We start from the raw sequence: 16,247 nt of genomic DNA on the forward strand, positions 1-16,247 counted from the left end.
CCACGTGACCAACACCGCCACCATGGCGGGCCTGGACCCGGCCACCCTCGCCGACGTGCTGAGGCTGGCCGGGTCCACCGGCTTCGATCGCATCCAAGACCAGATCCGCCGTACCGGCGGCTGCTCCGACCCCATCCACCTGCAAGGCTCCGTCGTCGTCCGCGACGCCCAGACCCGCCACGTCCTGCACCGATACTCGACCGACGCCGAGCCCGGAGGACGCCTGCGCATCGCGTGCGGCAATCGCCGTGCCTCGCGCTGCCCGGCCTGCGCCTGGACGTACGCGGGGGACACGTACCACCTCATCCGCGCCGGACTGGTCGGCGACCCCGCCAAGGGCACCCCGGACACCGTCCGGGACCACCCGAGGGTCTTTGCCACGCTCACCGCTCCGTCCTTCGGCCCTGTGCACAACCGGCCCGGCAACCGGCCGTGCCGTTGCGGCGCCCGCCACCTCGAGGACGCCCCGGAGTTGGGCACCCCGCTCGACCCGGATGCCTACGACTACGCAGGCGCGGTGCTGTGGAACAACCATGCCTCCGAGCTGTGGCGCTACTTCACGATCTACCTGCGCCGCGAGATCGCCAAGCGGGCTGGTCTCACGCAGAAGGCGGCACGGGAACAGTCGCGCGTCTCCTTCGGCAAGGTCGCGGAGTACCAGAAGCGCGGAGCCGTCCACTTCCACGCCGTGATCCGCTTCGACGGCCCCGAAGGACCCGACGATCCGCCCCCGGCGTGGGCGACCCTCGACCTTCTCACCGACTCCATCCACGCCGCTGCTGCTCGCGTCGCCGTAGACGTGCCCCCCAGCGGTGACCAGCCTGCCCGGACTCTGCGCTGGGGCACGCAGCTGGACGTCCGCACGATCCGGGCCTTCGGCAACGGCGAGGAAATCACCGAACAGGCGGTGGCCTCCTACGTCGCCAAGTACGCCACCAAGGCGGCCGAGACCACCGGCACCGTGGATCGCCGCATCGGCAACAAAGAGGCCCTGGCGCTGCTCGGCGTACCCGCTCACCCCGCCCGGCTCATCGCCGCGTGCCTCGACCTGCACGCCCTCTACCCGGACCGAAAGCTTTGGGACTGGGCTCACATGCTCGGCTTCCGGGGCCACTTCTCCACCAAGTCCCGCCGCTACTCCACCACCCTCGGCGCCCTCCGCCAGACCCGCGCCGACTACCGCGCCGCCCAGCAACGCGCCGCCCTCGGCCTGCCGGACCCCGACGCCGAAGAGGCCACCACGCTCACCCTCGCCCACTGGACCTACGCCGGCCACGGCCACACCCCCGGTGAATCCTGGCTCGCCGCCAGCATCCGGCGGGACATCCAGCTCAACCGCGAGATCGCCCGCGAGGAACTACCCGCCCTGCTCGACCTGGAAGGAGCCGCTACATGACCACCGCTGCCCCGGAGCTACTGACCGTCCCAGAGGTCATGGCGCGGCTCAAGGTGGGACGGACCAAGGTCTATGACCTCATCCGCACTCACCGCCTCGTGTCCATCAAGGTCGACGGATGCCGTCGCATCCCGGATGACGCCGTCCGTGACTTCATCGTCGGTCAGATCGGGAAGGCTGCCTGATGGCCAAGCGTCGGCCCAACGGCGGCGGCACCATCGCGAAGCGGTCCGATGGCCGGTACCAGGGCGCTGCCTACGTCACCGACACGGACGGCAACCGCGTGCGCAAGTACGTGTACGGCCGGACCTGGGACGAGGCGAACGAGAAGCTCGGCAAGCTCCAGGACCAGGAGCGCAACGGCGTTCCCGTCCCCTCCCGCTCGTGGAGCCTCGGCGAGTGGCTGGCCTACTGGCTGGAGCACATCGTGAAACCAGAGCGGGAGCACAACACGTACGTGAAGTACGAGTCCAAGGTGCGGCTGTACCTGGTCCCGCATCTCGGCAAGAAGGCCATGATCAGGCTGACGCCCGCGCAGATCCGTACCTTCATGGCGAAGCTCAAGGCGGACGGTGTCGGCGCTGCTGCCCGGTTCGAGGTGCTGCGCGTCCTCCGCAACGCCCTGAACCGCGCCATGCGCGAGGAGCTGGTGACGCGGAATGTCGCGCTGCTGGTGGACATGCCCAAGGTCAGCAAGGGCGAGGCTCGGCCCTGGAACGCTCAGGAGGCCGTTGCCTTCTTGCGGGCTTCCCGCGCGCACCGGCTCTACGCGGCTTGCGTCCTGGTGCTCGTTCTCGGCCTGCGTCGCAGCGAGGTCCTGGGCTTGCGCTGGCAGGACATCGACTTCGACCGGGGACAGTTCACGCCCATCAAGCAGGTGCAGCGGGTCAAGGGCGCCGGCCTGGTCCTCAAGGACCTCAAGACCGAGTCCTCTCAGGCCGTGCTGCCGCTGCCCGAGTTCTGTGCCCGGGCTCTTCGCGAGCGTCGGGAGCTTCAGGACCTGGAACGCCGGATCGTCGGCGACTGTTGGGCCCAGGAGCCGGGGCAGGATCTCGTCTTCTCGTCCGAGCGGGGCGGCCCGATCGACCCGATGGGCTTTTCTCGGAGCTTCGAGCGGCTGGTGAAGCGGGCCGGTGTCCGCCGCATCACGGTCCGGCTCGCCCGGCACACCTGCGGGACCCTGCTGGCGTTCCTGAAAGTGCATCCCAAGGTCGCGCAGGCGATCCTGCGGCACAGCCAGATCAGCATGACCATGGACGTCTACACGCACGTGGTGGGCGACGGCGAACGCGAAGCCGTGGCGATGCTCGCCGAGCTTCTGGAAGATCCGCTGATCGGCTGATGTCAGCCGTGGATGTCAAAGACCCCCAGCCGGTATCGACTGGGGGTCTTTGCACTGGTGGGGCTAACAGGATTTGAACCTGTGGCCTCATCCTTATCAGGGATGCGCTCTAACCAACTGAGCTATAGCCCCGCCGCGCTCTGCGGTGTATGTCCCGCGCGCTGACCTCTGAAGATTAGCGCACGACGCGGCCAGTCCCAAAATCGGTATCCCGGGGCCTGCGGGCGGCCCCGGAGAGCCGCTGCTACTCGTCCTCGGCCAGGGTCAGCTCAACGCCTCCGACGAAGCCCGCGGAGAGGTTGTAGATGAACGCGCCGAGCGTCGCCAGCGCCGTGGCCAGCACGACGTCGATGACCGCGATGATCGTCGTGAACATCAGGACGTGCGGCAGCGACAGGAACGACTGGAGGTCGAAGCCGTTCGACTCGTTCGAGCCGGTGGCCTCGGAGATCGTGCCGCCGACGGTCGAGAAGACGCCCATCGCGTCCATGACCATCCACAGCACCGCCGCCGCGACGATCGTGCAGATGCCGAGCGCGATGGAGAGCAGGAAGCTGACCTTCATCACCGACCACGGGTCGGCCTTGGCCACCCGGAGCCGCGCCTTGCGGGTGCGGGGCGTGGTGCGGGCGCCGGTGCGCGGACGGCGTACCGCGCCCGCCGGAGCCGGCTGGTAGGCCTGCGGCGGGTGGTAGGGGCCGGCGGCGGCCTGCTGCGGCTGGCGTTCCCCCGGGAGGGCGGAGCCGGCGGGCGCAGTGGCCGCCGTGGACGCCGGTGTCTCCGGAGCCGCGGGGCCCGCTCCGGCCGCGTACTGCTGTGCCTGCGGACCTCGGGTGTCCGTCACAGTTCCCCCCTGGGATCCATGGGAGTCATGGGAGTCGGTCGCATCAGTGGCGGAGCCACGGCCGCCGTCCGTTTCCTTACCGGTCGTTCCGGCGCCCGTGGCTCCGCTCACGATGACTCACTCCTCGCGCTACTCGGCCGGGGTCTGCTCGCCCTCGTCCGTTCCCGCGGCCGCGACCGCTTCGGCGGTGTCGTCGTCGGCGTCCACGCCGTCGACTTCCTCCGCCTCGCGACCGGCCTCGGCGTTCCGAGCGATACCGACCACGGCATCGCGCTTGCCCAGGTTGATCAGTTGGACGCCCATGGTGTCACGGCCCGTCTCCCTGACCTCGTTGACTCGCGTACGAATCACACCGCCGGACAGCGTGATGGCGAGGATCTCGTCGGTCTCCTCGACCACCAGCGCACCGACGAGGGAGCCGCGGTCCTCGACGATCTTGGCGGCCTTGATGCCCAGGCCACCGCGACCCTGGACGCGGTACTCGTCGACAGCGGTCCGCTTCGCGTACCCGCCGTCCGTAGCAGTGAACACGAACGTACCGGGTCGAACAACATTCATCGAGAGCAGCTCGTCGCCCTCGCGGAAACTCATGCCCTTGACACCCGAGGTGGCACGGCCCATCGGGCGCAACGCGTCATCCGTGGCGGTGAACCGGATGGACTGCGCCTTCTTGCTGATCAGCAGCAGATCATCCTCCGCCGAAACCAGCTCAGCACCGATCAGTTCGTCGTCCGAACCGCTCTCCGTCTCGCGGAGATTGATCGCGATGACGCCACCGGACCGCGGGGAGTCGTAATCCTTCAGAGACGTCTTCTTGACCAGTCCGCCCTTGGTGGCGAGGACCAGGTAGGGCGCCGCCTCGTAGTCGCGGATCGCCAGGATCTCGGCGATCGCCTCGTCCGGCTGGAAGGCGAGCAGGTTCGCGACGTGCTGTCCGCGCGCCTCACGGCCGGCGTCCGGCAGCTCGTACGCCTTCGCGCGGTAGACCCGGCCCTTGTTCGTGAAGAACAGCAGCCAGTGGTGCGTGGTGGACACGAAGAAGTGGTCGACGATGTCGTCCTGCTTGAGCTTCGTGCCGCGGACGCCCTTGCCGCCGCGCTTCTGCGAGCGGTAGTCCTCGGTCTTGGTCCGCTTGATGTAGCCGCCGCGCGTGATGGTGACGACGATGTCCTCTTCGGCGATCAGGTCCTCCATGGACATGTCGCCGTCGAAGGGGACCAGCTTGGAGCGCCGGTCGTCGCCGAACTTCTCGACGATCGCGTTGAGTTCCTCGCTGATGATGCCGCGCTGGCGCACCGGCGAGGCGAGGATCTCGTTGTACTCGCGGATCTTGGCCTGGAGCTCGTCGTGCTCCTGGATGATCTTCTGGCGCTCCAGGGCGGCCAGTCGGCGCAGCTGCATCTCGAGGATGGCGTTGGCCTGGATCTCGTCGATCTCCAGGAGGCCCATCAGGCCCTCGCGCGCGATGTCGACGGTGTCGCTGCGCCGGATCAGCGCGATGACCTCGTCGATGGCGTCCAGGGCCTTCAGGAGGCCGCGCAGGATGTGCGCGCGCTCCTCGGCCTTGCGCAGCCGGAACTTCGTACGGCGGACGATGACCTCGATCTGGTGCGCCACCCAGTGCCGGATGAACGCGTCCAGGGAGAGGGTGCGCGGCACGCCGTCGACGAGCGCCAGCATGTTGGCGCCGAAGTTCGTCTGGAGGTCGGTGTGCTTGTACAGGTTGTTCAGCACGACCTTGGCGACCGCGTCGCGCTTCAGGACGATGACCAGGCGCTGGCCGGTGCGGGACGAGGTCTCGTCGCGGACGTCGGCGATGCCGCCGATCTTGCCGTCCTTGACGAGGTCGGCGATCTTCTGCGCGAGGTTGTCCGGGTTCACCTGGTAGGGGAGTTCCGTGACCACCAGGCACTGGCGGTTCTGGATCTCCTCGACCTCGACGACCGCGCGCATCGTGATGGAGCCGCGGCCGGTGCGGTACGCCTCCTCGATGCCCTTGCGGCCCACCACGAGGGCGCCGCTCGGGAAGTCCGGGCCCTTGATGCGCTCGATCAGCGCGTCCAGGAGCTCCTCGTGCGAGGCCTCCGGGTTCTCCAGGTACCACTGGGCGCCGGACGCGACCTCGCGCAGGTTGTGCGGCGGGATGTTGGTGGCCATGCCGACCGCGATACCGGCGGAGCCGTTGATCAGCAGGTTCGGGAAGCGGGCCGGGAGGACGGTCGGCTCCTGGGAGCGGCCGTCGTAGTTGTCCGTGAAGTCGACGGTCTCCTCGTCGATGTCGCGGACCATCTCCATGGACAGCGGCATCATCTTGCACTCGGTGTACCGCATGGCGGCCGCCGGGTCGTTGCCGGGAGATCCGAAGTTGCCGTTGGAGTCCACCAGCGGCATCCGCATCGACCACGGCTGCGCGAGGCGGACCAGCGCGTCGTAGATCGAGGAGTCGCCGTGCGGGTGGTAGTTGCCCATGACGTCGCCGACGACGCGGGCGCACTTGTAGAAGCCCTTCTCGGGCCGGTAGCCGCCGTCGTACATGGCGTACAGGACGCGGCGGTGGACGGGCTTGAGGCCGTCCCGTACGTCGGGCAGCGCGCGCGACACGATGACGGACATCGCGTAGTCGAGGTAGGAGCGCTGCATCTCGGTCTCGAGCCCGACGGGCTCGACGCGCAGGGCGATCTCGCCCTCTTCGTCAGGGATGCTCGGAGTGTTCTCGTCGGCCATTGCTGGTGAAGATCCTTTCTGCGGCGGTCAGCTGAGACCGACTCAGATGTCGAGGAAGCGGACGTCCTTGGCGTTGCGCTGGATGAACGCGCGGCGTGCTTCGACGTCCTCGCCCATGAGGACCGAGAACAGGTCGTCGGCCTGGGCGGCGTCGTCCAGCGTGACCTGGCCGAGGACGCGGTGCTCCTGGTCCATCGTCGTGATGCGCAGTTCCTCGGCGTTCATCTCGCCGAGACCCTTGAAGCGCTGGATCGAGTCCTCCCGGACCCGCTTGCCCGCCTGGCGGCCGAGCTCGATCAGGGCGTCGCGCTCGCGGTCCGAGTAGGCGTACTCGAAGTCGTCACGGCCCCACTTGATCTTGTAGAGCGGCGGGCGGGACAGGAAGACGTGCCCGGCCTCGACCAGCGGCCGCATGAAGCGGAACAGGAAGGTCAGCAGCAGGGTGTTGATGTGCTGGCCGTCGACGTCGGCGTCCGCCATCAGGATGATCTTGTGATAGCGGAGCTTCTCGATGTCGAAGTCCTCGTGGACTCCGGTGCCGAAGGCGGAGATCAGCGCCTGGATCTCCTGGTTCTGCAGGATCTTGTCGATCCGCGCCTTCTCGACGTTGAGGATCTTTCCCCGGATCGGGAGGATCGCCTGGTACTGCGGGTTGCGGCCGGACTTGGCCGAACCGCCGGCGGAGTCACCCTCGACGATGAAGATCTCGCACTTGGTGGGGTCGTTCGACTGGCAGTCGGAGAGCTTGCCCGGCAGGGACGCCGACTCCAGCAGGCCCTTGCGGCGGGTGAGGTCGCGCGCCTTGCGGGCCGCCACGCGCGCGGTGGCCGCCTGGATCGACTTGCGGATGATGTCCGCGGCCTCGTTCGGGTTGCGGTCCAGCCAGTCGCTGATGTGCTCGTGGACGACCTTCTGGACGAAGGTCTTCGCCTCGGTGTTGCCCAGCTTGGTCTTGGTCTGGCCCTCGAACTGGGGCTCGCCGAGCTTGATCGAGATGATCGCCGTCAGACCCTCGCGGATGTCGTCGCCCGTGAGGTTGTCGTCCTTCTCGCGCAGCAGCTTCTTGTCGCGCGCGTACCGGTTGATCAGACCCGTCAGAGCGGCCCGGAAGCCCTCTTCGTGCGTGCCGCCCTCGTGCGTGTGGATGGTGTTGGCGAAGGAGTACACACCCTCGCTGTAGCCGCTGTTCCACTGCATCGCGACCTCGAGGGAGAGCAGGCGCTCCTTGTCCTCGGCCTCGATGTCGATCACCGTGGGGTGGATGACGTCGCCCTTGCGGGAGTTGAGGTACTTCACGAAGTCGACGATGCCGCCCTCGTAGTGGTACGTGACGGTCTTGACCTCGTCGTTCTCGTCCGCACCCGCCTCGTCCGCACCGGTCACGGCCTTCGCGGAGTCACGCTCGTCCGTGAGCTTGATCGTCAAGCCCTTGTTGAGGAACGCCATCTCCTGGAAGCGCCGCGAGAGCGTCTCGAAGGAGTAGTCCGTGGTCTCGAAGATGTCGCCGTCGGCCCAGAACGTGACCGACGTGCCCGTGACGTCGGTCGCCTCGTGCTTGGCCAGCGGGGCCGTCGGGACGCCCAGCTTGTAGTCCTGCGTCCAGCGGTGGCCGTCGGTCCTGACCTCGACGGCCACCTTCGTGGACAGCGCGTTCACGACGGAGACACCCACGCCGTGCAGACCACCGGAGACCGCGTAACCGCCGCCGCCGAACTTGCCGCCCGCGTGCAGCACGGTCAGCACGACCTCGACGGCCGGCTTGCCCTCGGACGGGACGATGCCCACCGGGATGCCGCGGCCGTTGTCGACGACCCGTACGCCGCCGTCGGCGAGGATCGTGACCTCGATCGTGTCCGCGTGACCGGCGAGGGCCTCGTCGACGGAGTTGTCGACGACCTCGTACACGAGGTGGTGGAGGCCGCGCTCACCGGTCGAGCCGATGTACATGCCGGGCCGCTTGCGGACCGCGTCCAGCCCTTCGAGGACGGTGATGGCGCTGGCGTCGTACGCAACGCCCTGGGCCTCAGCTGTGCCGGCGTGTGCTTCTGAGCGGGGCGCCTTACCCTCCTCATCCGTTTCGGTAGCGGCGATGTTCTCGTTGGGGTTGCCGGAATCGGCCACGAAGCGCCCTTTCTGGCACAGCACGAACCAAGCTTCCGGCGGTGGCCGGAGCGGCTGCGGCGTGTTGCGTTGGTAAGCCTGCCTTGCACACCTTTTCCCGAAGCTCCCCGCAAGCGGGGCGGGATTGGCTTCCAGTCTACCGGTAGCGCCGACAGTGATGGGGGTTTGCGGGTACCTGAGTCCGCATGTGCCGCCCTCAACCGGTCTCTCGCGACTCCCCATATGCGGAACGGGGCTCCAAGAGGCTCACGGAGGCACTCAGCGCTTCCGGGTGTCAACCCCTAGCTACTGACGAGTCAGGTCACCCGTAGGTGTCACCGGGGCCGGTGCTGCCAGGGGCGCGCAGGGGGCCGAAACGGCGGGCGGGGCCACCGGGGCCGAGCACCTTGATCACCCTCACGGTGCCGTGTCCGAGGTCCTCGTTGAGCCGTGCGACCAGCTGCGGGGCCAGCAGCCGCAGCTGCGTGGCCCAGGCCGTCGAATCGCACTGCACGGTCAGCACGCGCTCGTCCTCGTCGTACTTCTGGGGCACGCAGTGCTTGGCCAGGTCGTCTCCGACGATCTGCGGCCAGCGGCCCATCACGCCGCCCACCGCGGCCGGGGCCTCCCAGCCCCGCTCGGTGAGCAGCCGGTTGATCGCGGCGCCCAGCGCCATCGGGTCCCGCCCGTCGGCGCGCGCGCCGGAGCGCAGTCCGCCACCGCGCCGCGCCTGCTTCTTCTGCTGTGCCGCGTCCCCACGCGCGCGTGCCTGCTCCTTCGCGGCGCGCAGGGCCACGCGCGCGAGGTCCACGCCCGACGGCTCGGGGATCTTCTTGGCCGCGCCCCCGGACGCACCCCCGGGGACGTCCCCGGCGGCTCCCGGTGTGTTTTCCGTCATACGCGCTCCACCGTGCCCTCCGACACGGCGAACCGCGTCCCAGCGAGGACGCCCGGCACATCGTCGTCCACCGCGGCCGTCACGAGCACCTGCTCGCCCGGCGCGACCAGTTCGGCGAGCCGCTCGCGCCGACGGGTGTCCAGTTCGGCGAACACGTCGTCCAGAACGAGCACGGGCTCGTTGCCCTCGGCCCTGAGCAGGTCGTACGAGGCCAGGCGCAGCGCCAGCGCGTACGACCAGGACTCGCCGTGGGACGCGTACCCCTTCGCGGGCAGCTGGCCGAGCTTGAGGAGCAGTTCGTCGCGGTGGGGGCCCACCAGGGTCACGCCCCGCTCGATCTCCTGCTTGCGGGCCTCCGCGAGGGCGGCCATGAGCTGTTCGTACAGCTCCTCGCGCGCGTGGCCGGCGATCTCCGGCGAGGACGGCTTGTACTCCAGGGCGATGGGGCCGCCGCCGGGTGCCAGCTGCTCGTACGCCTTGTCGGCCAGTGGCTGGATCGCGGCGACCAGGTCGAGGCGCATGGCGAGGAGTTCGGCGCCCACACGCGCGAGGTGCTGGTCCCACACGTCGAGCGTGGACAGGTCCATGGTCCGGCCGCCGTGCCGCCGGGCGAGGGCGGCCGACTTGAGGAGGGTGTTGCGCTGCCGCAGGACCCGGTCGTAGTCCGAGCGGACGCCCGCCATGCGCGGGGAGCGGGCGGTGATCAGCTCGTCGAGGAAGCGGCGCCGCTCCCCTGGGTCGCCCTTGACCAGCGCGAGATCCTCGGGGGCGAACAGCACCGTCCGGACGATCCCGAGCACGTCACGGGGCCTGACCTGGGAGGACCTGTTGATGCGCGCGCGGTTGGCCTTTCCCGGGTTCAGCTCCAGCTCGACGAGCTGCTGGCGCTCGCCCTGCCGGACGTTGGCCCGGATGATCGCGCGGTCGGCGCCCATGCGGACCAGGGGCGCGTCCGAGGAGACCCGGTGGCTGCCGAGGGTGGCGAGGTAGCCGACCGCCTCGACGAGATTCGTCTTGCCCTGGCCGTTGGGGCCCACGAACGCGGTGACACCGGCGTCGAGCGGGACCTCCACCTGGGGATACGAGCGGAAGTCGGCCAGCGACAGATGCGTGACGTGCATGGTCGTTCGCCGACCTCCCCCAACGTGGTGCTTCGGGTGTTCCTTCCCGTGGGCCGGGTCAGTCCCGGCCCACGGTCGTCCCCGGTTGTGGACAACCGGGTCGTTCCCCGGGGACGTCGTCCCCAGGGTGTGGATCAGCTCTTCTCGACGGCGTGGCCGCCGAACTGGTTGCGCAGGGCGGCGATCATCTTCATCTGCGGCGAGTCCTCCTGCCGCGAGGCGAAGCGGGCGAACAGCGACGCGGTGATCGCGGGCAGCGGGACCGCGTTGTCGATGGCCGCCTCGACGGTCCAGCGGCCCTCACCGGAGTCCTGGGCGTAGCCCTTGAGCTTGTCCAGGTGCTCGTCGTCGTCCAGGGCGTTGACGGCGAGGTCGAGCAGCCAGGAGCGGATGACCGTGCCCTCCTGCCAGGACCGGAAGACCTCGCGCACGTCGGTGACGGAGTCGACCTTCTCCAGCAGCTCCCAGCCCTCGGCGTAGGCCTGCATCATGGCGTACTCGATGCCGTTGTGGACCATCTTCGCGAAGTGGCCGGCGCCGACCTTGCCCGCGTGCACCGATCCGAAGTCGCCCTCCGGCTTGAGCGCGTCGAAGACCGGCTGCACCTTCGCGACGTCCTCCGGGGCACCGCCGTACATCAGCGCGTAGCCGTTCTCCAGGCCCCAGACGCCGCCGGAGACTCCGCAGTCGACGAAGCCGATGCCCTTGATGCCGAGTTCGACGGCGTGCTTCTCGTCGTCCGTCCAGCGGGAGTTCCCGCCGTCCACGACGACGTCGCCCGGCTCCAGGAGGGCGGCCAGCTCGTCGATGGTGGACTGGGTCGCGGCACCGGCCGGGACCATCACCCACACCACGCGCGGGCCCTTGAGCCCGCCCACGAGCTCTTCCAGGCTGTGGACATCGGCGACGTCCGGGTTGCGGTCGTATCCGATGACGGTGTGGCCTGCGCGGCGAATCCGCTCGCGCATGTTGCCGCCCATCTTGCCGAGGCCGACGAGACCGAGCTCCATCAGTTGTTCCTTAGGTTTTCGACGTGGCGTGAGTGCACTTTCGTGCCTCGTCCGAGCCTAAACCCGGACGCTCACGCACACCTGTGGGCATAGCCGCTCAGGCGTACGCCCCGACCTGCGGACTTCGCCCGCCCCGGGTCAGCCGCTGAGGCGCACCGGCATGATCAGGTACTTGTAGGCCTCGTCCGCCTCGGCGTCCGGCGCGGGCCTGCCGCTGAGCAGGGCGGGCTTGGTCGAGGTCGTGAAGGAGAGCTGGGCGACGGGCGAGTCGATGGCGCTCAGGCCGTCGAGCAGGAACGTCGGGTTGAAGGCGATCGAGATGTCGTCGCCCTCCAGCTGGGCGTCGACCCTCTCCACAGCCTGTGCGTCGTCGCTGGAGCCGGCCTCCAGGATGAGCACGCCCTGCTCGAAGCTGAGGCGCACCGGGGTGTTCCGCTCGGCGACCAGGGCCACACGCTTGACGGCCTCCACGAAGGGGGCGGTCTCGATCACGGCGATGGAGTTGAACTCCGTCGGGAACAGCGTGCGGTACTTCGGCAGGTCGCCCTCGAGCAGACGGGTGGTCGTCCGCCGGCCGGCGCCCTCGAAGCCGATGAGTCCCTCGCCCGCGCCTGAGCCGGACAGCGCCAGGATCACGTTGTCGCCGCTCGTGAGGGCCTTGGCGGTGTCCAGGAGCGTCTTGGCGGGCACCAGGGCGACCGCGGAGGCGTCCGGGTTCTCCGGCTTCCACAGGAACTCGCGGACCGCGAAGCGGTAGCGGTCGGTGGAGGCCAGGGTGACGGTGTCGCCCTCGATCTCGATCCGCACACCGGTGAGCACCGGCAGCGTGTCGTCACGGCCGGCGGCGATGGCCACCTGGGCGGCCGCCGAGGCGAACACCTCACCGGGGACCGTGCCCGTCGCCGACGGCATCTGCGGCAGCGCCGGGTACTCCTCCACAGGCAGGGTGTGGAGGGTGAACCGCGAGGATCCGCAGACCACGGTCGCCCGTACACCGTCTGTGGAAATCTCCACCGGCCGGTTGGGGAGCGCGCGGCAGATGTCGGCGAGGAGGCGGCCGGAGACGAGGACCGTGCCCTCCTCGTCGATCTCGGCGTCCACGGAGACGCGGGCCGAGACCTCGTAGTCGAAGCTGGACAGGCTCAGGGAGCCGTCCTCGGCCTTCAGCAGGAGGCCGGCGAGGACAGGCGCCGGCGGACGGGCCGGGAGGCTGCGTGCCGCCCAGGCCACTGCCTCCGCGAGTACGTCGCGTTCCACCCGGATCTTCACCGTTGCCGCCTCCGTCTGTTGCCGGCGCTCTCGCCCTGCTGGCCTTCGCTGTCTGACTCGGTGTCGTCGGTCCCTGTGACGGGAAGGACACCGGGGACCAGTCTGACGCACCGCACTGACAGTCGGTGCCCCCCTCGGTCAAGTCGTACCGGGCGGCACCGGAGCTCCCGACCCCGAGTTGTGCACAGCCCCCACTTCGAAACGGATTCCCAGCTCTCTCTAGTTGGGAGTAGTAGTAGGGGCTGTGGAAACCGTGGATAACCCCGTTTTCGCAGCTCAGAGGGCAAATTTTGTCCACCGGGCCTGTGGGCGAAGGCGGTGGACAACCGGGGTTCGCTGTGGACGGGGAAAAGTTCTGCACACCCGATGCACAGGCTGAGGGCACTTCTCCCCAACGCCGTCCCCAGTTTTACCCAGGTTCCCCACAGGCCAACCAGGCAGCTTCGTGTGACGCCTTTCACTCGACCCGGTGAGAAGGCGCGCCGCATTGCCGAACAGTGGACAGGCATGTGGAGAAGCCGCGAGAGGCTGGGGACAACCAGCTCGTTCCTGTGGGCCGCCGGTGGACAACTCCGTGCACAGCCTGTGGATCATTTCTTCGTCCACAGTCTGTGGACATCCTTCGTCCACCGATCCACAGGCACCTGACCTGGCCCGAACGACTTTCGACAGGGTCTCCTGTGGACACCGTATGGACAACTTCGCGGTCCCCAGCATGTGGAGGAAAGAAAGTCCCCGGATCTGTGGAGGGCGGCCGTAACCCCGCCGCTATTCGAACAGTGGATGACGGTTCGGCGTCGGTGCGCGGGCCCGTTCCGGGGGTGGAAACGCCTTCGGAGGGGCCGCGGAAGGGCCGCGGAGGGACGTCGGAGCCGGTTCGGCAGCCCGGGAGAGACCTCCTGAGGGAACTCCGCAGGCGCGAGAGAACCCTTACGGGCGTGCTCCGAGGACCGGGCGAGGAGGCCGTGGCGGGGTTCGCGGTCCCTTCCCGTGGCTCCGGTGATCGCGAGTGAGGACCCGTAAGCCGACCCCCGGGGATGCGTCCGCCGATCCGGACGAGCGCCTGGGGGAGCCGGGAGCCGGCCGGGGCCACTGACGGTGCCGGGGACGCCGTGGGGGCGCCGGGGGATGCACAGGCAGTCTCCCCGGGGACGGCGAAAGGCGCCCCCGGGGAGAAGCCCGGGAGCGCCTGTGCGGCCGTAGCCCTGCCGTCAGCCGTTCTTGATGCGGTTCGTCAGCTCGGTGACCTGGTTGTAGATCGAGCGCCGCTCCGCCATCAGCGCGCGGATCTTGCGGTCGGCGTGCATGACGGTCGTGTGGTCCCGGCCGCCGAACTGCGCGCCGATCTTCGGCAGCGACAGATCGGTGAGCTCCCGGCACAGGTACATGGCGATCTGGCGGGCCGTCACCAGGACGCGGCTGCGGGAGGACCCGCACAGGTCCTCCACGGTGAGCCCGAAGTAGTCGGCCGTCGCCGCCATGATGGCCGTCGCCGTGATCTCGGGAGCGGAGTCCTCACCGCCCGGGATGAGGTCCTTGAGGACGATCTCGGTGAGTCCGAGGTCCACGGGCTGCCGGTTGAGCGAGGCGAACGCCGTCACCCGGATCAGCGCGCCCTCCAGTTCGCGGATGTTCCGCGAGATCCGGGAGGCGATGAACTCCAGGACCTCCGGCGGGGCGTTGAGCTGCTCCTGCACCGCCTTCTTGCGGAGGATCGCGATACGCGTCTCCAGCTCCGGGGGCTGGACGTCCGTGATCAGACCCCACTCGAAGCGGTTGCGCAGCCGGTCCTCCAGCGTCACCAGCTGCTTGGGCGGCCGGTCCGAGGACAGCACGATCTGCTTGTTCGCGTTGTGGAGCGTGTTGAAGGTGTGGAAGAACTCCTCCTGCGTCGACTCCTTGTCCGCGAGGAACTGGATGTCGTCGACCAGCAGGATGTCCATCTCGCGGTACCGCTTGCGGAAGCTGTCGCCCTTGCCGTCGCGGATCGAGTTGATGAACTCGTTGGTGAACTCCTCCGAGCTCACGTACCGCACGCGCGTGCCGGGGTACAGGCTGCGGGCGTAGTGCCCGATCGCGTGCAGCAGATGCGTCTTGCCGAGGCCCGACTCCCCATAGATGAAGAGCGGGTTGTACGCCTTCGCGGGCGCCTCGGCGACGGCGACGGCGGCGGCGTGCGCGAAGCGGTTCGAGGCGCCGATGACGAAGGTGTCGAAGAGGTACTTCGGGTTGAGGCGGGCGGTGGGCTCACCGGGACCGGCCGCCGGGGCGGGCTGGGCGGCCAGCGGGCCGGGGGCACCGCTCGCCGCGGGCAGCGCGGAGCCCACCGGGCCGCCGCGGTGCACATGACCGGAGGGCGACGGCGGCTCCTGGAGGTCGCGCCGGTCGAGGTCGCGCCGGCCGTCGCGCGGCTCGTAGTCCTGACGCTGCTGCTCGTAGTCGGAGCGCGACTGGTCGTAGTCCTGGCGCTGCTGCTCATAGGGCGGACGGTCCATCGCCTGCGGGCGGTAGTCCTGCGAGGGCGACGCGTACGGGTCCCGGTCCGGGAAGCCGAGCCGCTGCTGCTGCCACCCGTAGTCGTCCTGCGACGGACGCGGCCAGGCGCCCGGCTCGGGGCGCTGGTAGTCCGGGTAGGCCGGGCGGGCGGTCGGCAGATGGTCGCCGGGACCCTGCGGCAGCTGCTCCGGGCGGCCGGAACGGTGGTCGTCGGCGCGGTGCCGGCCGTAGCGCTCGTAACCGTCGCGGCCCTGGCCGTCGTAGGGGTTCCGCTCGTCGCGGCCCTGGTCGTAGCCGTCCCGGCTGTCGCGCGAGTGCCGGCCGCCCTGACCGTGTCCGTCACGGCCGTCCCGAGGGTCGCGGCTGTCACGGGAGTCGCGGCCGTCCCGCGTGTCACGTCCGGAGCCGTCGTATCCATCACGTCCGTCGCGTCCGTCGCGGCCCTGCCCGTCGTACGGATCGCGTCCCTGGTCGGGACCGGCGGGGAGCTCGGACTCCTCGTAGCGGGGCGGCGCGGGCGGGCCGGAGGGCTCGCCCGCGGTGTCGTCGACCGTGATCGCGATGCGGATCGGCCGGCCGCACTCGCGGCTCAGCGTCTCACTGACGACAGGGGCGAGCCGGCCTTCGAGTACGCCCTTCGCGAACTCGTTCGGAACCGCGAGCAGCGCGGTGTCCGCGACGAGGGCCAGGGGCTGGCAGCGCTTGATCCAGTGCTCGTCCTTCGCCTCCACACCCTGCCCGCGGCCCTCACCGAGGAGTTGTTCCAGTACTCGTGGCCACACTGCGGCAAGATCGGCAGGTACGTCAGCCACAGGGCACGCTCTCTCATGGGTCCCACGAACGTGTGGTTCTGGGAACGGGTCGGGATGCAACTCGGGTGGGGCAGGGGGGAACGAATCAGATGGCGCAGGGAGAAGGGAACGAATCGGAGTTCGGCCACGGTAGTCAGGCCGACCCATGCGGTTCAAGTTGTTGTCCCCAGCCTGTGGACAGTGTCCCTTGCGAGAGGCTGGTTTGACCGGATGGCGTAGCCGCGCGTACCGTAAC

The 16,247-nt window shown here is 69.1% G+C and carries 11 protein-coding genes and 1 tRNA gene; 3 read left to right on the forward strand and 9 right to left on the reverse strand.

The features are described 5' to 3' along the window. Positions 1-4 precede the first annotated feature (4 nt). Genes repSA through ACWGIS_RS13265 form a run of 3 tightly spaced genes read left to right on the forward strand, consistent with a single transcriptional unit; the run spans position 5 to position 2,738 of the window. Complete coding sequence (gene repSA / locus ACWGIS_RS13255; RefSeq protein WP_453362495.1) at positions 5-1,396, forward strand: replication initiator protein RepSA; 1,392 nt, start codon at positions 5-7, stop codon at positions 1,394-1,396. Further along, positions 1,393-1,581, forward strand: coding sequence for a helix-turn-helix domain-containing protein (locus ACWGIS_RS13260; RefSeq protein WP_453362496.1), 189 nt, complete (start codon positions 1,393-1,395; stop codon positions 1,579-1,581). The genes repSA and ACWGIS_RS13260 overlap by 4 nt, the downstream gene beginning before the upstream one ends. After that, on the forward strand, positions 1,581-2,738 hold the full coding sequence (locus tag ACWGIS_RS13265) for a tyrosine-type recombinase/integrase (RefSeq protein ID WP_453362497.1): 1,158 nt from the start codon (positions 1,581-1,583) through the stop codon (positions 2,736-2,738). Before ACWGIS_RS13260 ends, ACWGIS_RS13265 begins: the two co-directional genes overlap by 1 nt. A gap of 55 nt (positions 2,739-2,793) precedes the next feature. Here ACWGIS_RS13265 and ACWGIS_RS13270 read toward each other — a convergent pair. The 9 genes from ACWGIS_RS13270 to dnaA form a co-directional block, all read right to left on the reverse strand. Then, positions 2,794-2,870, reverse strand: a tRNA-Ile gene (locus ACWGIS_RS13270). Positions 2,871-2,982: 112 nt separating this feature from the next. Continuing rightward, on the reverse strand, positions 2,983-3,693 hold the full coding sequence (locus tag ACWGIS_RS13275) for a DUF3566 domain-containing protein (RefSeq protein WP_453362498.1): 711 nt from the start codon (positions 3,691-3,693) through the stop codon (positions 2,983-2,985). Between the two features lie 18 nt (positions 3,694-3,711). Continuing rightward, on the reverse strand, positions 3,712-6,306 hold the full coding sequence (gyrA, locus tag ACWGIS_RS13280; RefSeq protein WP_453362499.1) for a DNA gyrase subunit A: 2,595 nt from the start codon (positions 6,304-6,306) through the stop codon (positions 3,712-3,714). 42 nt (positions 6,307-6,348) lie between these two features. Continuing rightward, a complete protein-coding gene (gene gyrB / locus ACWGIS_RS13285) occupies positions 6,349-8,451 on the reverse strand; it encodes a DNA topoisomerase (ATP-hydrolyzing) subunit B (RefSeq protein ID WP_453362500.1) in 2,103 nt (700 codons plus the stop codon). Positions 8,452-8,728: 277 nt separating this feature from the next. Then, complete coding sequence (locus ACWGIS_RS13290) at positions 8,729-9,304, reverse strand: DUF721 domain-containing protein (RefSeq protein WP_453362501.1); 576 nt, start codon at positions 9,302-9,304, stop codon at positions 8,729-8,731. Beyond that, complete coding sequence (gene recF / locus ACWGIS_RS13295) at positions 9,301-10,425, reverse strand: DNA replication/repair protein RecF (RefSeq protein WP_453362502.1); 1,125 nt, start codon at positions 10,423-10,425, stop codon at positions 9,301-9,303. The genes ACWGIS_RS13290 and recF overlap by 4 nt, the downstream gene beginning before the upstream one ends. 134 nt (positions 10,426-10,559) lie before the next feature. Further along, on the reverse strand, positions 10,560-11,435 hold the full coding sequence (gnd, locus tag ACWGIS_RS13300) for a phosphogluconate dehydrogenase (NAD(+)-dependent, decarboxylating) (RefSeq protein ID WP_453362503.1): 876 nt from the start codon (positions 11,433-11,435) through the stop codon (positions 10,560-10,562). A gap of 138 nt (positions 11,436-11,573) precedes the next feature. Continuing rightward, positions 11,574-12,704, reverse strand: coding sequence for a DNA polymerase III subunit beta (gene dnaN / locus ACWGIS_RS13305; RefSeq protein WP_453362504.1), 1,131 nt, complete (start codon positions 12,702-12,704; stop codon positions 11,574-11,576). A gap of 1,211 nt (positions 12,705-13,915) precedes the next feature. Continuing rightward, on the reverse strand, positions 13,916-16,012 hold the full coding sequence (dnaA, locus tag ACWGIS_RS13310; RefSeq protein WP_453362505.1) for a chromosomal replication initiator protein DnaA: 2,097 nt from the start codon (positions 16,010-16,012) through the stop codon (positions 13,916-13,918). Positions 16,013-16,247: the final 235 nt, after the last annotated feature.

The sequence above is a fragment of the Streptomyces sp. NPDC054842 genome (assembly GCF_053611025.1).